The sequence below is a fragment of the Pararobbsia silviterrae genome (assembly GCF_003628125.1).
GTDB classification, from domain to species: Bacteria; Pseudomonadota; Gammaproteobacteria; order Burkholderiales; family Burkholderiaceae; genus Pararobbsia; species Pararobbsia silviterrae.
On the sequence record NZ_RBZU01000017.1, the window covers coordinates 60,052 to 82,893 of the forward strand.

Annotated in this window: 22 protein-coding genes; 11 read left to right on the plus strand and 11 right to left on the minus strand. The window is 66.5% G+C overall.

Annotation, left to right across the window (positions count from 1 at the left end):
- Nucleotides 1-7 precede the first annotated feature (7 nt).
- The 10 genes from fliI to fliR all read left to right on the plus strand — a co-directional run bounded on the left by fliI (nt 8) and on the right by fliR (nt 9,186).
- Entirely contained in the window at nt 8-2,332 is a 2,325-nt protein-coding gene (fliI, locus tag D7S86_RS30560) for a flagellar protein export ATPase FliI (RefSeq protein ID WP_338069204.1), read from the plus strand.
- An 18-nt stretch (nt 2,333-2,350) separates the two neighbouring features.
- Complete coding sequence (gene fliJ, locus D7S86_RS26235) at nt 2,351-2,809, plus strand: flagellar export protein FliJ (protein WP_240648412.1); 459 nt, start codon at nt 2,351-2,353, stop codon at nt 2,807-2,809.
- 17 nt (nt 2,810-2,826) lie between these two features.
- Nucleotides 2,827-4,449 (plus strand): flagellar hook-length control protein FliK, encoded by a 1,623-nt coding sequence (locus D7S86_RS26240; RefSeq protein WP_121090956.1) that lies wholly within the window; start codon nt 2,827-2,829, stop codon nt 4,447-4,449.
- A 232-nt stretch (nt 4,450-4,681) separates the two neighbouring features.
- A complete protein-coding gene (fliL, locus tag D7S86_RS26245; RefSeq protein ID WP_121090958.1) occupies nt 4,682-5,161 on the plus strand; it encodes a flagellar basal body-associated protein FliL in 480 nt (159 codons plus the stop codon).
- Between the two features lie 18 nt (nt 5,162-5,179).
- A complete protein-coding gene (fliM, locus tag D7S86_RS26250; protein WP_121090960.1) occupies nt 5,180-6,187 on the plus strand; it encodes a flagellar motor switch protein FliM in 1,008 nt (335 codons plus the stop codon).
- Nucleotides 6,180-6,602 (plus strand): flagellar motor switch protein FliN, encoded by a 423-nt coding sequence (gene fliN, locus D7S86_RS26255; protein ID WP_121090962.1) that lies wholly within the window; start codon nt 6,180-6,182, stop codon nt 6,600-6,602. Before fliM ends, fliN begins: the two co-directional genes overlap by 8 nt.
- Nucleotides 6,599-7,204 (plus strand): flagellar biosynthetic protein FliO, encoded by a 606-nt coding sequence (gene fliO, locus D7S86_RS26260; protein WP_121090964.1) that lies wholly within the window; start codon nt 6,599-6,601, stop codon nt 7,202-7,204. The genes fliN and fliO overlap by 4 nt, the downstream gene beginning before the upstream one ends.
- 18 nt (nt 7,205-7,222) lie before the next feature.
- On the plus strand, nt 7,223-8,023 hold the full coding sequence (fliP, locus tag D7S86_RS26265) for a flagellar type III secretion system pore protein FliP (protein WP_121090966.1): 801 nt from the start codon (nt 7,223-7,225) through the stop codon (nt 8,021-8,023).
- 13 nt (nt 8,024-8,036) lie between these two features.
- Nucleotides 8,037-8,306, plus strand: coding sequence for a flagellar biosynthesis protein FliQ (gene fliQ, locus D7S86_RS26270; RefSeq protein WP_121090967.1), 270 nt, complete (start codon nt 8,037-8,039; stop codon nt 8,304-8,306).
- Between the two features lie 97 nt (nt 8,307-8,403).
- Nucleotides 8,404-9,186, plus strand: a complete 783-nt coding sequence (gene fliR, locus D7S86_RS26275) for a flagellar biosynthetic protein FliR (protein WP_121090969.1) — start codon at nt 8,404-8,406, stop codon at nt 9,184-9,186.
- A 317-nt stretch (nt 9,187-9,503) separates the two neighbouring features.
- Here fliR and flgL read toward each other — a convergent pair whose 3' ends face one another.
- From flgL to flgB, 11 genes are all read right to left on the minus strand, one after another.
- A complete protein-coding gene (gene flgL / locus D7S86_RS26280; protein ID WP_121090971.1) occupies nt 9,504-10,751 on the minus strand; it encodes a flagellar hook-associated protein FlgL in 1,248 nt (415 codons plus the stop codon).
- Between the two features lie 60 nt (nt 10,752-10,811).
- On the minus strand, nt 10,812-12,818 hold the full coding sequence (flgK, locus tag D7S86_RS26285; RefSeq protein WP_121090973.1) for a flagellar hook-associated protein FlgK: 2,007 nt from the start codon (nt 12,816-12,818) through the stop codon (nt 10,812-10,814).
- A gap of 262 nt (nt 12,819-13,080) precedes the next feature.
- Nucleotides 13,081-14,076 carry a flagellar assembly peptidoglycan hydrolase FlgJ gene (flgJ, locus tag D7S86_RS26290; protein WP_240648413.1) on the minus strand — a complete coding sequence of 332 codons (996 nt, stop codon included), beginning with the start codon at nt 14,074-14,076 and terminating at the stop codon, nt 13,081-13,083.
- A gap of 10 nt (nt 14,077-14,086) precedes the next feature.
- A complete protein-coding gene (locus D7S86_RS26295; protein ID WP_121090975.1) occupies nt 14,087-15,226 on the minus strand; it encodes a flagellar basal body P-ring protein FlgI in 1,140 nt (379 codons plus the stop codon).
- 2 nt (nt 15,227-15,228) lie between these two features.
- Nucleotides 15,229-15,948: a flagellar basal body L-ring protein FlgH gene (locus tag D7S86_RS26300; protein ID WP_121090977.1), complete on the minus strand. Its 720-nt coding sequence runs from the start codon at nt 15,946-15,948 to the stop codon at nt 15,229-15,231.
- 68 nt (nt 15,949-16,016) lie between these two features.
- Nucleotides 16,017-16,802, minus strand: coding sequence for a flagellar basal-body rod protein FlgG (gene flgG, locus D7S86_RS26305; RefSeq protein ID WP_121090979.1), 786 nt, complete (start codon nt 16,800-16,802; stop codon nt 16,017-16,019).
- Between the two features lie 8 nt (nt 16,803-16,810).
- Nucleotides 16,811-17,575 carry a flagellar basal-body rod protein FlgF gene (gene flgF / locus D7S86_RS26310; protein ID WP_121090981.1) on the minus strand — a complete coding sequence of 255 codons (765 nt, stop codon included), beginning with the start codon at nt 17,573-17,575 and terminating at the stop codon, nt 16,811-16,813.
- Between the two features lie 108 nt (nt 17,576-17,683).
- A complete protein-coding gene (flgE, locus tag D7S86_RS26315; protein WP_121090983.1) occupies nt 17,684-18,973 on the minus strand; it encodes a flagellar hook protein FlgE in 1,290 nt (429 codons plus the stop codon).
- Between the two features lie 69 nt (nt 18,974-19,042).
- The gene (locus D7S86_RS26320; protein ID WP_205962897.1) at nt 19,043-19,735 is read right to left on the minus strand and encodes a FlgD immunoglobulin-like domain containing protein; all 693 of its coding nucleotides are present in this window, start codon (nt 19,733-19,735) and stop codon (nt 19,043-19,045) included.
- Nucleotides 19,736-19,761: 26 nt separating this feature from the next.
- Nucleotides 19,762-20,187 (minus strand): flagellar basal body rod protein FlgC, encoded by a 426-nt coding sequence (flgC, locus tag D7S86_RS26325; protein ID WP_121090985.1) that lies wholly within the window; start codon nt 20,185-20,187, stop codon nt 19,762-19,764.
- A 175-nt stretch (nt 20,188-20,362) separates the two neighbouring features.
- The gene (gene flgB / locus D7S86_RS26330) at nt 20,363-20,800 is read right to left on the minus strand and encodes a flagellar basal body rod protein FlgB (protein ID WP_121091033.1); all 438 of its coding nucleotides are present in this window, start codon (nt 20,798-20,800) and stop codon (nt 20,363-20,365) included.
- A 264-nt stretch (nt 20,801-21,064) separates the two neighbouring features.
- Between flgB and flgA the strand changes: the two genes are divergently transcribed.
- Nucleotides 21,065-22,789, plus strand: coding sequence for a flagellar basal body P-ring formation chaperone FlgA (flgA, locus tag D7S86_RS30360; protein WP_240648414.1), 1,725 nt, complete (start codon nt 21,065-21,067; stop codon nt 22,787-22,789).
- The last annotated feature ends 53 nt before the right edge of the window (nt 22,790-22,842 follow it).

Here is a 22,842-nt window from a genome sequence, read left to right on the forward strand (position 1 = left end):
TCCGACGATGAGCTCGCCCTTGTTGCCCCCGGACCTCAGCGAACTCGAACGCGAGCTCGTCGAGGCCTCGACGCAGGCGCGCAACGCGTACGACAGCGCGGCGCGTCCGCCCGCGTCGTCGCGCGCGAGCACGACATCCGCGGCCGCGAGCCCGCGGACCTATGCACTGCCGCCCGACGATTTCGACGCACCGCCGACGTTCACGCGCGCGAGCGCCCCGGCGGCGCCGCGTATGACGCGCGACGACGGCGTGTCCGATCGCGGCGCGCAAGGCGGCGGATCGAACGGCGCGTTCGCGGGCCGCGAGGATCGCGCGCCGACGATCGACGCGCCGCGCCGCGCCGCGCCGGCATCCGCGCCCGCGCTGCCGCCCGACGATTTCGCGGAACCCGCGCCTCGCGCCCAGGCGCCTGCACCGGCACCCGCACCTGCATCTGCTGCGGCACCCGCACCCGCGCCGGAACCCGCGCCCGTCGCCGCCGCGCGTGCTCCCGAGCCCGTACCGGCACCGCCGACGCCCTCGCCGATCGCCGCACAGCCGGCTCAGGCCGCGGCCCCGGCACCGACTCAGGAACCCGTTCCGGCTCAGGCTCAGGCTCAGGCTCAGGCTCAGGCTCAGGCTCAGGCTCAGGCTCAGGCTCAGGCTCAGGCTCAGGCTCAGGCTCAGGCTCAGGCTCAGGCACCGGCACCGGCACCGGCACCGGCACCGGCACCGACGCAGGATCCCGTTCCGGCTCCCGCCCCGCAAGCGGCTGTCCAGGGCGGCCCCGCCGAACTCGACGAGATGGACTGGACGCCGAGCAAGGCGCGCACGGTCGCCGAACTCGAAGCCGAACTCGACGCGGAACAGGAAGCCGCCGAGCAGCGTCATCACTCGTTCATGGAGCCCGATGCCGCGGCACGTGCGGCCATCGTCGCCACGCACGATCCCGCGCTCGCCTCGAATCCGCATCTGGCCGCGTGGCGCGAACGCATGGCCGCGATCGGCCATGCCGCGCCGCTCGCGCGCCCGCTGCTGCGCAGCGGACGGCTGACCCGCGCGGCCGGTCTCGTGCTCGAAGCCGTCGGGATCCGGATGCCGGTCGGCGCGGGCGCGCTCATCGAATTGCCGCCGGGCAACCCGCTCAAGATGGCCGAAGCCGAAGTCGTCGGCTTCCAGGGCGACCGGCTGTTTCTGATGCCGACGACCGAAGTCGCGGGCCTGCTGCCGGGCGCGCGCGTGTTCCCGCTCGAAGTCGCGCCCGTCGACGATCCGCATGCGGGGCAAAAACGCCTGCCCGTCGGCTTCGGCATGCTCGGTCGCGTCGTCGACTCGGCGGGCCGGCCGCTCGACGGCCTCGGCCCCCTGAACTCGCAAGCCGACGCGTCGCTGCACGGCACGCCGATCAACCCGCTGCTGCGCGACCCGATCCACGCGCCGCTCGACGTCGGCGTGCGCGCGATCAACGCGTTGCTGACCGTCGGACGCGGCCAGCGCATGGGCCTCTTCGCGGGCTCGGGCGTCGGCAAGTCGGTCCTGCTCGGCATGATGGCGCGCTACACGAGCGCCGACGTCATCGTCGTGGGCCTGATCGGCGAACGGGGCCGCGAAGTCAAGGAATTCATCGAGCAGATCCTCGGGCAAGAGGGGATCAAGCGCTCGGTCGTCGTCGCCGCGCCGGCCGACGTCACGCCGCTCATGCGCCTGCAGGGCGCCGCGTACGCGACGACGCTCGCCGAATTTTTCCGCGATCAGGGCTGCAACGTGCTGCTGATCATGGATTCGCTGACGCGCTATGCGATGGCGCAGCGCGAAATCGCGCTCGCGATCGGCGAGCCGCCCGCGACGAAGGGCTATCCGCCGTCGGTGTTCGCGAAGCTGCCCGCGCTCGTCGAGCGCACGGGCAACGGACCGAAGGGCGGCGGCTCGATCACGGCGTTTTATACGGTGCTGACCGAAGGCGACGATCAGCAGGATCCGATCGCCGACTCGGCGCGCGCGATTCTCGACGGCCATGTCGTGCTCTCGCGTACGCTCGCGGAATCGGGCCACTACCCGGCGATCGATATCGAAGCCTCGATCAGCCGCGCGATGGCCGCGCTCGTGACCGACCAGCAATTCGAAGAAGTCCGCAAGTTCAAGCAAACGCTGTCGCGCTACCAGCGCAACCGCGATCTCATCGCGGTCGGCGCGTATGCGCCGGGCCGCGATGCGCAGATCGACCGCGCGATCGCGATGTATCCGCGTCTCGAGATGTTCCTGCAGCAGAAAATGCTCGAACGCGCCGACTATGCGACAAGTATTGCGCAACTCTCCGCATTGTTTTCCAATGCGCAGGGTCAGCACGCATAACCCGACAGGAGATTCAGGATGATCTCGAACGAGTTGCCGCTAGCCACGCTGATCGACCTCGCGAGCGGCGAACTGGACGAAGCGCAACGTGCGCTCGGGCACGCGCAGAAAGTCGCGACCGAGGCCGAAACGCAAACCAATGCGCTGATCAGCTATCGCGACGAATACCGCACGCGTCTCACGACCTCGGCCCAGTCCGGGCTCTCGGGCGCGAACTGGCGCAATTTCCAGACGTTCATCGAGACGCTCGACGCGGCGGTCGAACAGCAGCGCCGCGTGATGGTCTCGGCGCAGCGCAAGCTCGAAGTCGCGCGGAACCACTGGATGGAAAAGCGCCGCAAGCTCACCTCATACGAAGCGCTGGCCGAACGTGCGCGCCTGCGCGAACAAGCGGTGCTCGCGCGACGCGAACAGCGCGAATCCGACGAATATGCGGCCAAGATCGTGCGCATGCGTCGCGACTCCACGCACGACTGATTTCCGGGAACCGAACCATGTTGCCACTCGTCCTTGCCGCCTTGAACAGCGCGACCTCCGTCCTGACCGGTTCGTCGGACGCCGCCGCCTCGAATACGAGCGACGCGTCGACCCTCACGAACAGCTTCAGCGACATGCTGAACGCCGCGAGCGAGAACGCGAGCGCCACGAATTCGATGTCGTCGTCCTCGTATTCGAACACCAGTTACACGCCGACGAACACGGCGTCGAACAGCGCCTCGAATACATCGAACGCGTCGAATACGTCGAACACGTCCAGCGCATCGAATACGTCGAACGCCTCGAACACGTCCAATGCGTCGAACGCGTCCGATTCGTCGTCGAACACGCAAGGCAGCGGATCGACGTCGCAGACGAGCCATCACACGTCGTCGACCGGTTCGCACAGCAGTACGTCGTCGAAATCGAGCGCGTCGAATACGAACACATCGACGGATAGCGCATCCGATCAGGCGGCCGCCGCCGCGCAACAACAGAACGCAGCCGCTGCCGCGGCAGCAGCGGCCGCCGCCGCGGCTGCCGCGCTCGCGAACGGCCAGCAGGCACAGGCCGCCGCGACCGCGACGGCGACCGATTCGACAAAGGCCGCGCAACTGAGCGCCACGGCGACGACCGCGCTCAATAGCGCCGCCGCCGCGCTCGCGAATCAACAGGCCGGCGCCGCGGCGAACGCCGCGGGCCAGGCCGCCGATGAGGCCGACGACGCCGACATCGGCACGGCGCAAGGCGCGTCGGCCCTGCAGGCCGCGCTGAGCATGCTGCAGAAGTCGGGCCTCGCGGTACCGAAGGGCGCCACGGGCGCCGCGTCGACCGCCGCCGCGGCGAAGGGCGCCACGACGAATCTGAACGCAGCCGCCAAGTCGAGCATCGCCAACGGCGCGGCGACGAGCGCGCAAAACGCCTCGACCTCGGATACGCCGACGTCGACGACAGCCGACCCGAAAGCCGCGGATCTCGGCGTGAGCACGTCGAACGCGGCGCAAGCCGCCGACCAGGCCGCGCTTCAGCAGGCGCTTTCGCAAGCGCAGAGCAACGCGGCCGACGCCACTGCGCAGAACACCGGCGCGACCGAAGCCGCGGCGGCCGCCATCGCGGCCGCGCAAAACACGGCGACGCAGCCGTCGCTGGCCGAACAGGCCGGCGCCGCGGCGACGATGTCGATCGACCCGCCCGTGGGCAATACGAACGAATGGGCCGAGGCCCTGTCGCAAAAGGTCGTCTTCCTCTCGAGCGCGCACGAGCAGACCGCACAGCTCAGCCTCAACCCGCCGGACCTCGGTCCGCTGCAGGTCGTGCTCAACGTCGCCGACAAGAACGCGACGGCCATGTTCATGTCGTCGCACCAGCAAGTCCGCGATGCCGTCGAAGCCGCGCTGCCGCAGTTGCGCGACGCGCTCGCGCAAAACGGGATCGGCCTGGGCAGCACGACCGTGTCGGACCAGTCCGCGCAACAGCAATTCGCGTCGTTCGCGCAGCAGGGCAACGGGTCGGGACGAGGGAACGGCGGCGGCTCGGGCCGTTCGCGTTCGAACGACAGCGACGCGAGCGACGATTCGGTGCTCACGCAGACCGTCGCGACGGTCCGCGTCTCGGATCGCGCGGTCGACACGTTTGCCTGACACATCCTCACGCCCCGCGCGTCCGCCGAGACGCGCGGGGTCCTTCTTTCACGAACGCGCCTAAAGGCCCCACCCGACACCGCCGATAAAGAAGACTCGACGGGCCAGTGCGCGCAAGGCGCGCAAACGTCTCGCAAACGCGCGAGTTAGCCGGTTTTACGGCTTCTGTTCCCTCGATCGTGGCGTGCGCGTTCCGCGACAATTCGTTTTGTAAGTACAAGGAATTTCTCCCATGGCATCCACAACCGAAGCGCCCCGCGCGAGCGGCAAGAACACGCTGGTCATCATCCTCGTGGCGGTACTCGTGCTCGTGCTCGCGGGTGGCGGCGCCGCCTTCTGGATGCTGACCAAGCAGAAGAGCAGCGGTCCCGCGACGCCCGCCGTCGTGCAGGCTCCGCCGCCCGTGTTCTTCACGCTCGAGCCGTTCACGGTCAACCTGATCTCGGATGACGGCCAGCGCTACGCGCACGTCGGCATCACGCTGCGCCTGGCCGAAGCCGAAGGCGAGGCGCGTCTGACCGAACACATGCCCGAGCTGCGCAGCCGCATTCTTCTGCTGCTCTCGAACAAGCACCCCGAGGATCTGATTTCGCTCGACGGCAAGCAAAAGCTCGCCACCGAAATCGAAGCCGCGGTCGACCAGCCGTTCACGAACGGCGGTCCGGCGAATCACGTCGCCGAAGTGTTGTTCACCGAATTCGTGGTCCAGTAAGCGAACCAGAGCAGAGCCATGTCGCACGAAGAGTTCCTGTCACAAGAGGAAGTCGACGCCCTCCTGAAGGGCGTCAACGGCGATCAGGAGAGCGCCGAGGCGCGCGGCGGCGGCGCCGACGGCGGGTCTGTACGCCCCTACAACCTGGCGACGCAGGAACGCATCGTCCGCGGCCGCATGCCGACGCTCGAAATCATCAACGAGCGTTTCGCGCGGCTCATGCGCGCCTCGTTGTTCAATTTCATCCGTCGCAGCGCCGAAATATCGATCGGTCAGGTCCGCGTCCAGAAGTACAGCGAGTTCATCCGCAACCTGCCGGTGCCGACGAACCTGAACCTCGTCCACATCAAGCCGCTGCGCGGCACGGCGCTGTTCGTCTTCGATCCGAACCTCGTGTTCCTGATCGTCGACAATCTGTTCGGCGGCGACGGACGTTTCCACACGCGCGTCGAAGGCCGCGATTTCACGCCGACCGAGCAGCGCATCATCCTGCGCCTGCTCAACATCGTGTTCGAGAACTACGGCGCCTCGTGGAAGCCGGTGTTCCCGGTGGAGTTCGAGTACATCCGCGCCGAAGTGCAGACGCAGTTCGCGAACGTCGCGACGCCGAACGAAGTCGTCGTCTCGACGGCGTTCTCGATCGACCTCGGTACGACGGGCGGCCAGATGCACATCTGCATGCCGTATTCGATGATCGAGCCCGTGCGCGACATGCTGTCGAGCCCGCTGCAGGGCGAAGCGCTCGAAATCGACCGCCGCTGGGTGCGTCTGCTGTCGCAGCAGGTGCAGACGGCCTTCGTCGATCTCAAGGTCGAACTCGCCGAGATCGGCACGAATTTTCACCAGATTCTGAATATGCAGGTCGGAGATGTCCTGCCGCTGACGATGCCCGAGCACGTGACCGCGAAGGTCGACGGCGTGCCGGTCATGGACTGCCATTACGGAACTTTCAACGGTCAATATGCGCTGCGCGTCAACAAGATGATCAGCGCCCAGGATCACCAAAAGGACAACGGATATGAGTGACACGACGACTCCGGCGCCGGACGAAGAGCAAAGCGTCGACGATTGGGCGAGCGCGCTCGCCGAGCAGCAAAACGTCGTATCCGCGCCGGTCACGGCATCGGCCGGCGCGAGCGTGTTCCAGCCGCTCGCCGGCGCGCCGCAGACGACGACGCGCAACGACATCGACATGATTCTCGACATCCCGGTCCAGCTGACCGTGGAGCTCGGGCGCACGAAGATCGCGATCAAGAACCTGCTGCAGCTCGCGCAAGGTTCGGTCGTCGAGCTCGACGGCATGGCCGGCGAACCGATGGACGTGCTCGTGAACGGCTGTCTGATCGCGCAGGGCGAAGTCGTCGTGGTCAACGACAAGTTCGGTATCCGGCTGACTGATATCATCACTCCGTCCGAACGGATCCGGAAACTGAATCGATGAAAGCCAGGGCCTGGCGCGCCGCCGCGCGCGCCGCCAGCAGGGTATGGGGCAGCGCGCTCGCGCTGCTTGTGGCAAGCGGGGGGCTCGTCGCCGCGCATGCCGCGGGTGAACAGGCCGCCAGCGGTTCGATCGTCGCATCGGGCGTGGTCGGCGGCGGATTGGGCGGCGCGAGCCGCGCCGCGGCCCGCACGGGCGTCGACACCGGGAGCGCGATTCCGGCGCTCGGTCTCGCAGGTCTCTTCCAATCGTTGTTCGGACTGGCCCTCGTCATCGCGCTGATCTTCGGATGCGCGTGGATCGCACGGCGGCTCGGCCTCAACCGGACCGCGCCGCGTACGGGTCTCGTCAAGCTCGTCAGCACGACGCCGCTCACGCAGAAGGAACGCGTGGTCGTCGTCGAGATCGACGAAACGTGGCTCGTGCTCGGCGTCGCGCCCGGCAGCGTCACGCATCTGCATACCTTGCCCGCGCGCGAAAGCGCGACGGCGTCGCCGGTTTCGCCTCAGGTCGCGCAGTTCGCCACCGATTTTCGCCATCGCCTGAGCGAGAAGCTCGGCAGATCCGCACGTCGCGACGACGACGACATCGGCGCCGCCCGATAACCGCCTCAGCGATCAGACATGAACGACTCACCGACTTCCGCGGTCCCCCAAGCGCGCCGCCGGCTCGTCCGCCGCGTCGCGCTCGGCGCGGCGCTCGCGCTGCCGATGCTGGCGTACGCGCAGAGCACGGGCAGCGCGCCCGGCGGCCTGCCCGCGTTTATCGCGATTCCGGGCGCGAACGGCGGCACGAGCTACTCGCTGCCGATCCAGACGCTGCTGTTCATCACGTCGCTCGGCTTCCTGCCCGCGATCCTGCTGATGATGACGAGCTTCACGCGGATCATCATCGTGCTGTCGCTGTTGCGTCAGGCGATGGGGCTCTCGACGACGCCGCCGAATCAGGTGCTGCTCGGGCTCGCGTTGTTCCTGACGTTCTTCGTGATGTCGCCCGTGCTCGACAACGCGTACCAGAACGCCTACAAGCCGTTCTCCGACGGCACGATCCAGTTCGAGGAAGCCGTCACGCGCGGCGCGCAGCCGTTCAAGCAGTTCATGCTGCGCCAGACGCGCGAGCCCGATCTCGCCCTGTTCGCGAAGATCTCGCACGCCGCGCCGATGAACACGCCGGCCGACGTGCCGCTGTCGCTGCTCGTGCCCGCGTTCGCGACGAGCGAACTCAAGACCGCATTTCAGATCGGCTTCACGATCTTCATTCCGTTCCTGATCATCGACCTCGTCGTGGCGAGCGTGCTGATGTCGATGGGGATGATGATGGTGTCGCCGGCGACGATTTCGTTGCCGTTCAAGCTCATGCTGTTCGTGCTCGTCGACGGATGGCAGCTCATCATCGGCTCGCTCGCGCAGAGCTTCTTCCAATGATCGCGAGGTTGTCATGACGCCAGAATCCGTCATGGGCATTGCCCACCATGCGATGGTCATCGCGCTGACGCTCGCCGCGCCGCTGTTGCTCGTATCGCTCGTCGTCGGTCTCGTCGTGAGCCTGTTCCAGGCCGCGACGCAGATCAACGAATCGACGCTGTCGTTCATCCCGAAGCTGCTCGCCGTGTTCGCGGCGCTCGTGATCGCCGGTCCCTGGATGCTGCACATGATGCTCGACTACATGCGGCAGGTCTTCACGAACATTCCGTCGCTGATCGGCTAGGCGCGCGCGCCGCGCCCGGACGCACGATGCCACGCGCCACACGACGCGCCTTACGACGCACAACGCGACGCACGATGCGGCGCACGCGGATCTCCGGATGATCACGTTCACCTACGCGCAGCTCATGGCCTGGCTCGCGGCCTTCATCTGGCCCGCGACGCGCCTGCTCGCGCTGTTCGCGACCGCGCCGTTCTTCAACCACGCGTCGATCCCCGTGATGGTCAAGGTCGGCATCTCGCTGCTGATCACGATCATCATCGCGCCGAGCCTGCCGGCCTTGCCCGCGATCGGCGTCACGACGCCGATCGGCCTGCTGATCCTGGCCGAGCAGATCCTCATCGGCGCCGCGATCGGCTTCACGATCCAGATCGTCTTCACGGCCATCGAGGCCGCCGCCGACATGGCCGGGCTGCAGATGGGCCTCGGTTTCGCGCAGCTCCTGACGGGCAGCACCGACGGCTCGACCGACGTGCTGTCGCGGCTCATGAACCTCGTGAGCATCCTGGCCTTCCTGTCGATCGACGGGCATCTGCAGGTGCTCGGCACGCTGCTCGACAGCTTCTATCGGATTCCCATCTCGGCGACGCCGATCGCCGCGCTCGGCCTGCATACGGTCGCGGCCTGGGGCGAGACGATCTTTTCAGCGGGCCTGCTGCTGTCGCTGCCGGTCATCATCGCGCTGCTGATCGTGAACCTCTCGCTCGGCGTGCTCAATCGCGCCGCGCCGCAGATCGGCGTGTTCCAGGTCGGCTTTCCGCTGACGCTGTCGGTCGGCTTGCTGATGCTTCAGTGGATGACGCCGAACCTGATGCCGTTCTTCGCGCGGCTGTTCTCGGCCGCGATGGATGCGGTCGTGCGCGTGGTCGGCGGTCTGGGATAGAAGGTTTCCCAAGCGGGCGTGCGCACAGCCCCTCAAGAAGACTCAAGAAGAAGCGGCGGGAGATATCCGAAGGGGTTTGCGGCGGCCGATGACAACGCTGGCCGCCCCGCCTCTTTCGTCACGGAAGCGGGCAAAAAAAAACGGCCACGCTGTGCGTGACCGTTGCGCGTACGTCCCGTACCGATCGAACTGGCCCCCGGAACGCCCCCGTAGCGATTGAACTTTCGTGCCGTCTTCGCGCGGCGTCGCTTATATCTGTATAACGGCAGCGCGGCAGCGGGCTTGAGCCCCGTGAATACCCTGCCCGCGCCGACGTATCAGGTGTTGATGTCCGAGAACAGCGACAGCTTCGCCGTCGACGAATAGGCTTCTTCCGTCGCCTGAAGCTGCGTCTGGATCGTCGAGAGCTGCGAGTAGACGCCGGCCATCGCATCCGTCGTCAGGCCGACGAGGTTGCTGAGCTGCGTCGAGTACGTCGTGCTGACCGTCGAGGTCAGCGTGCTCGTCGCGTTGACTTCGGTTTCGCGCGAGCCGACCGACGCGAGCGTCGTCAGCACCGTCGTGTACGAGTTCGCCACCTGCGAGAGCGCCGTCGCCATCTGGTTCGTGACGTTCGTCTGGCCCGACGCGCTTTGCGACGGCGTCTGGAGCGCCGCGATCGCGTTGTCGATCGTCGCGAAGATGTTGTTTTGCGACGCCGTCGGCGGCGCGACGTTGAACGAGTCGCCATCCGCCGGCGCGCCGTTGATCGTGATCGTCTCGCCCGTGCCGAGCTGGATCGACGAACCGGCCGTGTAGTTCTGCGCCGACGAAACGGTCGGCGGCGTCGCCGAATTGTCGGTGACCGTGTACGTCGTGTTGCCCGACGCATCGACCGCGAACGTCACGGTGTAGCTGTCGGCGTTCGACGCCGCGCCCGACTGCGTCGTCGAGACGACGCCGATCGTGCCCGAGCCGGTGTTCGACGACGATGCCGTCGGGATCGGCGACGTCGCGCCCGGCGTCGCGGACATGAACACATTGCTGCCCGGATCGTTCGTCGCGATCTGGCGCGACGAACTGATCTGCGCGTTGATCACGCCCTGATCGCCGTTGTAGACGACGCCCGCGCCGCTCGGATTGTTCGAGAACGGGGCCGTGCTCGTCTGCGCGCCGCTGAAAATATACTGGCCCGTCGAGTTCGTCGTATTCGCGAGCGCCAGCAACTGGGCGCGATCGGACTCGAGCTCGGTCGCGTACGACGCACGGTCGGTGTCGGTCAGCGAGCCGTTGTTCGCCTGTTCAAGAACCGACTGAATGTTCTGGATCACGGTCGAGACGCTGCTCAGCGTGCTGTCTTCGAGACCCAGCGCCGTCGTGGCCGAATCCTGGTTCGCCGTGTACTGCGTCTGGTTCTGGATCGAGGTCTGGACCTGCACGGACTCCGCAGCGGCGACGGGGTTGTCGCCGGCCAGATTGACCGTCCGGTTCGTCGAGATTTCTTCCTCGAGCGTCACCATCTGCGACGTCTGGTTGGCCATCCCGGCCACGCCGATCGCGTTGATCGTGCTTGTTGCGATACGCATGATGTCGTTTCCTTCGATGTCAGTCGTTGTGCGCGGCTGCGCCGCGCATCACAGATAAGGTCAGGTATCGATGCCGATGATGGCGTCGAAGATCGTGCTTGCCGCCTGGATGACCTTGCTGTTCGCCTGATACATCTGCTCGTAGGTCATCATGTTTTCGGCTTCTTCGTCGAGATTCACGCCCGACACCGACTGCTGTGCCTGCGTGACTTGCGAGATCAGCGTCGTCTGTGCCTGGCTCGCCGTGTTCGACGTCGATTCGGCGTCGCCGATCGCGCCGACGAAGGCCGAGTACGCGCCCGAATACGTCTGGCTGCCGATCGTCGTCTCGTTGAACAGGTTCGCGAGCTGAAGCGCGTTCGTGTTGTCCGACGGCGCAGCCGCGCTTGCGGTCAGCGTGAACGTGTCGCCCGTGGCCGGCGTGCCGCTCATCGTGAACGTCACGCCGCCGACGTTGTACGTCGCGCCCGCCGTCACCGGCACATTGGTCGGCGGCGAATACGTCGTCGCGACGCCGTTGACGGTGACCGTGACGTCCGGCAACGCGTCGCCGGTCGTGGTCTGCGCGAAGTCCAGCGTGCCGGTCGCGTTGACCGTCGCGGTGACGGTGCCCTGCATCATCGCGCCGGTCGGGTAGTACTGCGCGGGCGGCGAGGTGACCGTGATCGTGCCGGTGCCCGTATTCGTCGTGCCCGTCGTGGCGGTCGCCTGCGGCGAACCCGCCGCGATGTCCGATCCGTCCGTGATCGCGACCGACAGCGTCGAGCCGGCCTCGGTCGTATCCGACTGGATCTGGAACGAATCGCCGACGGCGGGATCGGTCGAGATCGCGATCTGCAGACCGTCGACGTTGATCGAGCTGCCCGTGCCCGACGTATCGGCCGTCGCGCTCACCGTGACCGGTGCGCCGCCCGTGGTCGTGTCCTGCAGCGAATAGTTGCCGCCGCCTTCGTAGGTCAGCGTGTAGTTGTCGCCGGTCAGGCTGCTGAGCGTCGAGCCGCCGTAGGTGGCGGTGATCGTCGCGCCGCCCGTATTGGCCGTGGCGGCCGTCACGGTCGGCTGCGTGACGTCGAACAGCGCGCTGCCCTGCGCGCCCGTCAGCGTGACGCCGGCTTCGTTCTGCTCGTTCATCGTCGTCGCGAGCGTGACGGCGATGTTGCCGAGCGCGCGTTGCTGCGGATCGAGCGTCTGGCTGCGGAACTGGAACAGCCCGCCGACCGTGCCCGACGTCAGCACGCTTTCCGAGATCGGAATCGTCGACGTGACGCCGGCGCTGTTCGTGACCTGATAGGCGATGTCGAGTTCGGACGAATTCGACGACGACGCGACCGTCGTCAGGTTGTACGAATACTGGCCGTTGACGAGCGACTGGCCGTTGCCGATCGTCACGTTGATCGAGCCGTCGGCGTTGTCGGTCGTCGTCGCGCCGACGAGCTGGGCCAATTGATTGACCGCCGCGTCGCGCTGATCGAGCAACTGGTTCGCGGGCTGGCCCGACGACGCCTCGGCCGTCACGATCTGCTTGTTCAGCGATGCGATCTGCGACGACAGCGTATTGATCTGCGAAACGGCGCCGGTCAGCTCAGTGTTGATGTCGGAGCGGACGCTGTTGAACTCCTGCGTCACCTCGTTGAACTGCGTCGTCAGCGAATTGATGTCGCCGAGCGCGGCGGCGCGCGCCGACGTGTCGCTCGGACTGTTCGCGACGGTCGAGAGACCCGAGGCCAGCGTCGTCAGCGAGGTCGTGATCCCCGCGGTCGGATCGCTGACGATGTCGTTGAGCTGTTCGGCCGACGAGTTATACGTCGTCAACATGCCGCCCTGCGCGACAGCCGCGTTGAGCTGCTGATTCAGGTATTCGGCGTACTGGCGCTGGACCGTGACGACATTGACGCCCGAGCCCAGATAGCCCGCGCCGAAGTTTTGTCCCGTGGATTCCGAGTAGTCGACGACTTCGCGCGAATACCCCGTCGTCGACGCGTTCGCGATGTTGTTACCCGTCACCGACAGGCCGTACTGCGCGGCATTCAAGCCGGTGGAGCCGATTTGTATGAGCGATTGTGTCATGCGTGATCCTGTGTTGCCGTGACGTCCTGGCACGCGCCGGACGGTGCGGCATCGAATGGCTCAGGCCGGTCAATGACTGCTTAACGGCCCGCACCCACGAAACTTGAGCAGACGAGCGCCCCGGTGAAGCCGTGCTCGCCTTGCCGCGCATTACCTGCCATTTCTTGCTGGTTTCCTGCCGATCCCTGCCGATCTCTGCCAATGCCCGCCCCGGCCCCTGTCTCGGCGCGCCGCGACGCGCGAAACACCGGGACCTCGACGGCTAGACCATCTGATTCATGATCCGCACGAGCTTCTTCGCGTAGGCCGGATCCGTCGCGTAGCCCGCGCGCTGCAGACCGTTCGCGAAGCCGACCGCGTCGTGCGACGACGCGACGGTGTCGGCGTAGCGCGGATTCGAGCGCAGCAGGTTCGCGTAGTCGACCATCGCGTCGTCGTACGAGTCGTACGCGCGGAACTTCGCGCGGACTTTCTGCGCGACGCCGTCGACATACTCGGTCGTCATCGCCATGACCGTGCGGCCCGTCCAGTTCTTGCCGGCCTTGATGCCGAACACGTTGTGCGAGGTCGAGCCGTCGGCTTCGCGGATCTCGTGGCGGCCCCAACCCGATTCGAGCGCCGCGTGCGACAGGATGAAGCGCGCCGGAATGCCCGACGCGGCCGAGGCCGTGCGCGCCGCGCTGCCGAGCTTGTTGACGAAGGCCTGCTTGCGGTCGTCGCCGTCGTAGCCCACGTCCGAGTCGTCGGCGTTGAAATCCTGACCGTTCTGGGCGAGCGACTGCCCCTGCGCATGGGCCGATGCATAGGCCGACTGCGCGAGCATATTGAGCATCGCGTTCGTATTGATCGCGCCCGATGCGCTCGTCGTGCCGTTCGCGTCGTTGCTCATGAGCTGACCGTCGGGTCCGACCTGCATGCCCTGGTTGCGCAGCAGTTGGCCGAGCAAGGCGTCGGCGACGCCGATGCCGCGCGTCGACAGTTGCTGCGCGAGCTGCTGATCGAGCATCGACATGTACTGGTTACCCGCTTCGCTGTCGAGCAGGCCCTTCGACGGCGTCGCATCCTGCATGCTCTTGAGCATCATCTGGATGAACGTCGCGTCGAACTGGCGCGCCGCGAGCTTCGCGCCCGCGAGCGGCGAGTTCTGGACCTGCGTGCGCATCGCCGCGAAGCCGTTCGTGTCGAGCGCGAACCGGTTCGAGATATCGGCCGCGTCGGTGCTGCCGCCCAGCGTGTTCTGCATGCTCAGGTTCGTCATGGCGCGCCCCTTAGATGATTTGGAGGTCGGCGCGCAACGCGCCGGCCGCCTTGATCGATTGGAGGATCGAGATCAGGTCCGCGGGCGTCGCACCGAGTGCGTTGAGCCCCTTGACGACGTCGGCGAGCGACGCGCCGGCCTTGATCATCTGCAGCGAGCCGTTTTCCTGGCGGACCTGGATCTGCGACTGTTGCGTGACCGTGGTCTGCCCGTTCGAGAACGGACCGGGCTGACTGACCTGCGGCGTCGTGTTGACGATGACCGACAGATTGCCGTGCGCGACCGCGCACGTCTGCAACTGGACCATCTGGTTCATCACGACCGAACCGGTCCGTGCGTTGACGATGACCTTCGCGGCCTGCTTCGAAATCGATACGTCGAGGTTCTGGACCTGCGCGAGGAACGCGACCTGCGCGGCCGGGTCGCCGGGCGACTTGATCGCGACCGTGCGGCCGTCGACGGGCACCGCCGTGCCGCCGCCGAACGCGGTGTTGATCGCGTTGGCCACGCGCTGGGCGTTCTCGAAATCCGTTTCGTTGAGCGTCATCTGCAGCGTGCCCGCCTGACCGATGACGGTCGGAACCGCGCGCTCGATCAACGCGCCGTTCGAGATGCGGCCGACGTCGAGCTGGTTGACCTGGACCTTGCTGCCGTTGGCCGACGCGCCCGCGCCCGCGACGAGCACATTGCCCTGCGCGATCGCGTAGACCTCGCCGTCGGCGCCCTTCATCGGCGTCATGAGCAGCGTGCCGCCCTTGAGGCTCTTCGCGTTACCCATCGACGAGACGGTCACGTCGATGCCTTCGCCGGGACGCCCGAACGCGGGCAGATCCGCCGTGACCATGACGGCCGCGACGTTCTTGAGCTGCATATTCGTCGCGCCCGTGACCGTGATGCCGAGACGCGCGAGCATATTCGTCAAGCTCTGCGTCGTGAACGGCGTCTGGGTCGTCTGGTCACCCGTGCCGTCGAGACCGACGACGAGGCCATAGCCGATCAGCGGGTTGTCACGCACGCCCTGGATCTGCGCGAGGTCCTTGAGGCGCTCGGCGTGCGCGGGCTGCGCGAGCGCGCCGAGCGTGGCGCAGGCCACGAGCAACGAGACCGACACGAGCTGCCGGACCATGCGGAATGAGAACGAGGCTTGCATGATCAGAATGGCGCAATGTTGAGGAAGAAGCGCTGCAACCAGCCCATGGTTTCGGCCTCGTTGATATAGCCCTTCGCGCTGTATTCGATCTTCGCGTCCGCGACCTGGTACGACTCGACCGTGTTCGTGCCGGAGACCGTCGTCGGGTTCACGACCCCTGAAAACCGGATGTATTCGTTGCCCTGGTTGATCAGCATCTGCTTCTCGCCGCTGACCATCAGGTTGCCGTTCGCGAGCACCTGCGTGACGGTGACCGTCAGCGTGCCGCTGAACGTGTTCTGCGCCGCCGCGCCGCCGGTCGCCTGGAATGTGTTGTCGCCCGTGACCGAGGTCGCCGAGTGATTGAACAGGCCGCCGACGATGCCGGGCATCGCCGTCGGCGTGAACGTCTCGGAGCCGGCGCGCGAGGCCGACGAGCCGGAGCTCTTCGTCGCGTTGATGTTTTCGGCGATCACGATGGTCAGGATGTCGCCGACGTTGCGCGGCCGGCTGTCCTCGAACAGCGGATGATCCGAATACCCCGTATAGATCGAGCCCGTCGACTGCGCGACGATGGGCCGCGGCGGCGGCATCGCGGTCATCGGCTGCTGCACGAGCGGTTGCTGCGGAATCTGCGCGCACGCCGCGAGCGCCGCGGCCGCGCATGCCGCGAGCGTACGGCGCGTCGCCACGGCCCGCTGGGGCCGCCGAAGCTCGGCTATCAAGGATTCGAGAGATACCATCACTGCCACCATCGTGTTCGGTTCCCGCGCGCGCCGCCCGAGGCGGCGCGCGGCCGGATCCGTTTGCGTTACTGAATACTCGTGAGCTTCTGCAGCATCTGGTCGGACGTCTCGACCGCCTTGCTGTTGAGCTCGTACGCGCGCTGCGTCTGGATCATGTTCACGAGCTCCTGCACGACGTTGACGTTCGACGCCTCGACGTAGCCTTGCTGGAGCGAACCGAGACCGTTGAGGCCCGGCGTGCCGACTTGCGGCGCGCCCGAGGTGCTCGTCTCCGAGAACAGGTTCTGGCCGAGCGCTTCGAGGCCGGCCGGGTTGATGAAGTTCGCGAGCTGGATCGAGCCGATCTGCGTCGCATTGACGTTCGCGGGCGTCGTGATCGTCACGGTGCCGTCGCTGCCGACCGTGAACGACGTCGCGTTCTGCGGAATCGTGATCTGCGGCTGGACCTGATAGCCCTCGGCCGTCACGAGCACGCCGTTCTGGTCGGTCTGGAATTCGCCGTCGCGCGTGTATGCGGTCGTGCCGTCGGGCATCTGGACCTGGAAGAAACCGCTGCCGTTGATCGCGAGATCCTTCGCGTTGGTCGTCTGCGTCAGCGAGCCTTGCGAATACAGACGCTCGGTCGCGACCTCCTGCACACCCGTGCCGAGCTGCATGCCCGAGGGCAGTTGCGTCGTATCGGTCGACGACGCGCCGGGCTGACGCACGGTCTGATACAGCAGATCCTGGAACACGGCCCGCGATCCCTTGAACCCATTGGTACTCACGTTCGCAATGTTGTTCGAGATCACGTCCAGATTCGTTTGCTGCGCGTTCATGCCGGTCGCAGCGATATACAAGGAACGATTCATGGTGTTTCCTAGGAGCTGAAGTTCAGAAGCGCGTTCGCGCTTTGTTCGTTGCTGTCGGCCGTCGAGAGCATCTTCATCTGCATTTCGAACTGCCGCGCGTTGGAGATCATCGAGACCATCGCCTCGACGGGGTTCACGTTACTGGTCTCGACCGCGCCCGAGACGACCTGCACGGTCGGATCGTCGTCGGCGGGCTGCCCGCTCGACGTCCGGAACAGGCCGTCGTCGCCGCGTACCATGTTCGCGTTGCCCGGGTTCACGAGCTTGAGCTTGTCCATCACGGCGATCTGGTTCGGTGAATCGCCGCCGCCGAGCTCGGAGATCGTGCCGTCCTGACCGAACGAGATCGTGCCGCCGGGCGGCACCGAAATCGGACCGCCGTTGCCGAGCACGACGCGGTTTTGCGAGTCCACGAGCTGACCGTTTTCGTCGACGTGGAAGGTGCCGTTACGCGTGTACGCTTCCTGACCCGCCTCGGTCTGCACGGCGAACCAGCCGTCGCCCTGGATCGCGAGATCGGTCGGATTGCCGGTCTTCTGGATGATGCCCGGCGTGTAGTCGGGCGTCGGCGTCGACGACAGCACATAGGTCCGCGTGACGTCGTTGTTGTTCGCCGAAAGCTGGTCCTGCGTCTTCAGCGGCACCGCACGAAAGGCGGACAGCTGGGCGCGAAAGCCCGACGTCGACGTGTTCGCCAGATTGTTCGCAACGGTGGCCTGCTCGTCGAGCGTCTGCGACGCGCCGGTCATTGCGGTGTAGATCAAACGGTCCATAACGGTGCGCTAAAGACGGAAATCGAAAATCCTGCTGCGCCCCGCGGCCGCGCGATACGCGCCGCGACCACGGGTGCACGGGCAAGCCCGTGCGATGCGTCAGTTCAATTAGTTCATCTGGAGCAGCGTCTGGTCGACGGTGTCCTGCGTCTTGATCGTCTGCGCGTTCGCTTGATAGAAGCGTTGCGCCGTGATCAGGTCGACGAGTTCGCCCGTGAGGTCGACGTTCGAGTTTTCGAGCGACTCGGTCTGCAGCGAGCTGAACGTGCCCGATCCGGCGACGCCCAGCGTCGGCTCGCCCGATTCGCCGGTCTGAATCCACTTGTTGCCGCCGACCGGCTGCAAACCGTTGTTGTTGTTGAACGACGCGAGCACGAGCTGCGCGACGGTCTCGGTCAAACCGTTCGAGTACGTGCAGACGACGTCGCCGTTCTCGTCGATCGACGCGCTCACGTAGTTGCCCGCCGCGTTGCCGTCCGGCTGCAAGTTCGCGGTATTGCCGGTGCCGCCGTAAGCGGTCGCGCCCGAGAAGTCGAAGTTGATGCTCATCGGCGTCGTCGCGCCCGTGCCCGGGTCGATGCCCGTCACGAGCACTTCGTTCGTGTTCGTCTGCGTGCCCGTGCCGCCCGCGCTCACGAAGCCCGTCAGCGTCCCCGTGCTCGAGAAGTCCATCGTGCCGATCAGGCCCGTGGTGCCCGCCGTGCCGCTTTGCGATTGAACGAGCGTGCCGTCCTCGGCCGCATAGACGTCGTACGTGATCGGGCTCGACGGCGAGTTGCGCACGTAATAGAGCTGCATCGTGTGCGAATCGCCGAGCGTGTCGTACGTCGTGATCTGGTCCGAGAACGAGTAGCTCGTGTCGTCGGTCGGGTTGAACGGCGTCGTCGTCGGGATCGCGGCGGACGAGTCGAGGTTCAGACCCGTCGCCGTGACGGTCGTGGTCGCCGAGGGCGCCATATTGCCCATCGGGATCTGGATCGGCACCGGGTTCGTCGACGAGACGATGCCGTCCGTGCCGACCGTGTAGCCCGTGACGTTCGCGCCTTCGGCGTCGATCAGATAGCCGTTCGCGTCGGTGTGGAATTCGCCGTCGCGCGAATATTCGATCTCGCCGTTGACCGACATCCGGAAAAAGCCGTTGCCGTTGATCGCGACGTCGAGCGGCACGCCCGTGTTGTCGAACGTCCCCTGGCCGTAGTCCTGTTCGACGCCGACCGTGTTCACGCCGATGCCCGAGGGCGTCGACACCGCGGTCGACACCGTGTTCGCGTACATATCGGCGAAGACCGTCGTACCCGACTTGAAGCCGGTCGTCGACGAGTTCGCGATGTTGTTACCGATCGTGTCGAGTTCGTTGCTCGCGGCGCTCAGACCGCTCAGACCTTGTGAATAGCCCATCGTAGGCCTCCGGATAAATAGGTGTTGCCGAGCGCGCGCGGTATCGCGGCCGCGCTCGATTCAATTCAATTAGATGAGTTCGGCGATCTGGCTCAGCGTCGCCGACGTGCCGTTCGAGAGCTGCAGATTCGTCGTGCCGTCCGAATTCGCGCCGACCGCTTCGATCGTCGAGTACGCGAGCGGGGTCGCCGTGATCGTGCCCGACGAGCCCGTCGCCGTGACCGTGAACGTGTACGAGCCGTTCGCGACCGCGGTGCCCGACGAGTTCTCGCCGTTCCATTCGATCGGCGTCACGCCTTCGGGCTCGGCGCCGAGGTTCAGCGTCTGCACGACGTTGCCGTTCGAGTCCGAGATCGTGACCGTGACGCTGGTCGCCGCGCTCGGAAGCTGGATCCCGATCGGCGTGACGACCTGTTCGGAGTCGCCCGACGAATCGGTGCCGGTGGCCACCGTGATCGTGTTGCCGTCGCTGAGCACGCCCGAGCCCACCAGCGAGCCGGCCTGGAGCTGTTGCGACGTGTTGAGCTGGGTCGCGAGCGAGTCGAGCGACGTTTCGAGGCTGTTGATGCCCGACACGGTGCTGATCTGCGCAAGCTCCGAGGTCATCTGCGTGCTGTCCTCGGGATTGGTCGGGTCCTGGTTCTGAAGCTGCGTGACGAGCAGCGTCAGAAAGGTGGTTTCGAGATCGGACGCGCTGTCGCTCGTGAGGCTGCTGCTCGACGTCGACGACGTACTGCTCGTGCTGGTAACGGAAGAGGTCATGGTGGTCTAGAGAGTCAGGTAGCGAATCAGGTGCCGATCGTCAGCGTCTTCAACATGAGGGTCTTCGCCGTGTTCAACGTTTCCACGTTCGCCTGATACGAGCGCGAGGCCGAGATCATGTTGACCATCTCGTCCACGGGGTTCACGTTCGGCCGCGTCACGTATCCATCGGAATTCGCCGACGGATCGCTCGGGTCGTAGGTCATCTTCATCGGCGTCGGATCGTCGATGACACTGCTGACCGTCACGCCCCCGACCTGCTGGCCGGAGCTCGTGCGCCCGCCGCCGATCGGCTTGACCTGAAACACCACCTGCTTGGCCTTGTATGGCTGGCCGTCAGGTCCGGTCGTACTGTTCGCGTTCGCGAGGTTCGACGCGGTCACGTTCAGACGTTGCGACTCGGCGGTCAGCGCCGAGCCGGCGACGTCGAACACACTCATCATGGAAGGCATGGAATGCGCCCCTTATTCAGATTGCATCGATTTCAAACTGCAGCGCCGAGCCGTTTCCCCGCGTCCCGTTGCTGCCTATGCGTGTGCTGCGTTTGATCCGGCTTCGCCGTGCGCGCCGCGAGACCCTTCGGGCCACCGCCGCGCGAACGCCGATCCCTCTTCAAGTACCCTGTGCTCAAGTGCCCTGCGTGATCGCGGCGAGCATCGCCTTGATCTGGCCCGTGAGAACGGTCATGCCCGTTTCGTAATGCAGCGAGTTGTCGGCGAAGTTCACGCGCTCCGTGTCGAGGTCGACGGTATTGCCGTCGAGGCTCTGCTGGACCGGATTGCGGTAAGCCAACTGACCGTAGAAACCGTTGCCCGTCGTGCCCTGCGCCTGACCGGCGATATGCCCGACGTCGTCCGTCACGAGCTGGAGCCCGCTTTGACCGGACTCGTCGTGGCCGCCTTTCTTGAGCGCCGTCGTCAGGGTCTTCGAGAAATCCATGTCGCGCGCCTCGTACCCCGGCGTGTCGGCATTCGCGATGTTCGAGGACAGCACCTCCTGGCGGTAACCGCGCAGGTTCAGGGCTTCCTGTCCGAACTTCATCTCTGCATCGAGCTTATCGACCATCAAAATCTCCATCATCTGCGCCCAGGGCGCCGGACGACCATATCGCGCGGATCCTCCGCTTCATGCGACGCAAGAAGGGGCTTTTCCGCATGTCAGGCATCTTAGGGGCCGCATGCAACCTGCAATCGGGTGAATAGGCGGGAAAGCGGCCTTCAATTCCTCGTTTTCAGCCGCGAGCCCGGTTCTAGAATTTGCTCCGTGATAAATCCGTCCCGCGAGCGCCATCGGTGCGCCGGGGACGCGCGGTTCGAGCGGAGTAGCGACATGGCCCCACGCAACAAGACGATCGATGGCACGGCGCAACGCGCCGGCTGGCTTGCGCGCGTCGGTGTGCTGGGCGCGGCATTGTCGCTGCCCGCGCTGCCGCTCGCCGCGTTCGCGCAGGAAGCGCCCGGCGGCATGATCGTGATTCCAGGCACGGCCGAAGCGGCGGCGCCGAACGGGGCGAACCCGGCCGGCGGCCGCACGGGCGGCGCGGCGCAGGCTGCCGCCCCCGCGAATGCGAATGCGAATGCGAATGCCGACGCCGAATTCGCCGCGGCCGCGCGCGGCGCGCAGATCGTGATCCCCGGCAACGGCGAGACGGGCGCCAAACGCGCGCCGGTCAATGTCGAGACCGTGCGCGGAGCCGGCGCCAACACGGTCAACGCGACGAACACGACGAACGCGGGCGTTCCGTCCGGCGCGAGCCCGCGCAACGCGAGCGCGGCGCCGGCGTTCGATCCGGCGGCCGCCCTGCTCGCGAATCACCCGGACGCGTCGACCCAGCTCGTCGACGCGGACGAGCCGGCGGCGCCGTCGGCCGCACAAGCGGCACCCCAGCCGGCGCGCCAGCCCGCGGCGCCCGCCGGCGCCGAGGTCGCCCGCCTGCGTGCGCAGGCCGCGGCCGAACTCTCCAACGAGAGCGCGCCCCAAGCGGCGCGGGTCAATACGAACGCCGCGACCGCACAGACGCCGCGCACCGCCGTCAACACCGCCGCCGCAAACCAGACAAACACGCCGAATGCCGCACCCGCCGGCGCGCCGGGCAAGCTCGCGTTCGACGCGCGCGTGAACGTGCCGACCGCGCGCAAGATGCCGTCGCTCGAAACCATCGAGCCGACCCAAAGCATGGGGACCGCGATGTCGCCCGCCGCGCGCTTCGCGGCGGCCGCGGACCTGCGCCACGACGCCGCGCAGGCGGCCTCCGGCGCGGCCGGCAACGCCGCACAGGCGTCGAACGACGACGCCCAGCGCGCGCCGGCGCTGCAACGCGTCCACGCGGCCGCGCCGCAGGTCATCGTCGAATCGTCGAACGGACCGCCGATCGAACACTCGGTCACGATCTCGCACGCCGAACTCGCGGTCGCCGGCGCGGTGCCCGTCGGCAAGCAGGATCCGGCCGTCATCATGAAAGTCGCCGAGGACTTCCTGCGCGAACAGGCCGCGGGTCTGCCCGGCCGCGTGACGATCACCGTGCCGCCCGTCGGTCCGCACGGTCTCGCGGCCTGCGACAACCTCCAGGCATTCATGGCGCCGGGCGCGCCGGTCTGGGGCCGCACGACCGTCGGCGTGCGCTGCGTGGGCGACCGGCCCTGGACGCTCTACGTGCTCGCGCGGATCTCGGTCGAGGCGACGTACTACGTCGCGGCGCGCCAGATCATGCCCGGCGACGTGATCCAGGCGACCGATCTGCTGCCGCGCGACGGCGACCTCGCGGTCATGCCGCGCGCCATCGTCACGGACCCGTCGCAGGCGGTCGGCGCGGTCGCGCAGAACCGGATCACGCCGGGCCTGCCCGTGCGCACCGACCTGATCCGCTCGGTCAATGCGATTCAGCTCGGGCAGACGGTCAAGGTCGTCGCCGAGGGCAACGGATTCTCGATCAGCACCGACGGCAGCGCGCTCAACAACGCGGGCCCGGGCCAGCAGGTGCGCGTCAAGACGGACAACGGTCAAACGGTCGTTGGGACCGCGACGGGTCGTGGCGTCGTACAGATTCCGATGTGACGTACATCTAGTAACAAATGCGTCGCACAAACATTAACTCGTTGTTTTATAGG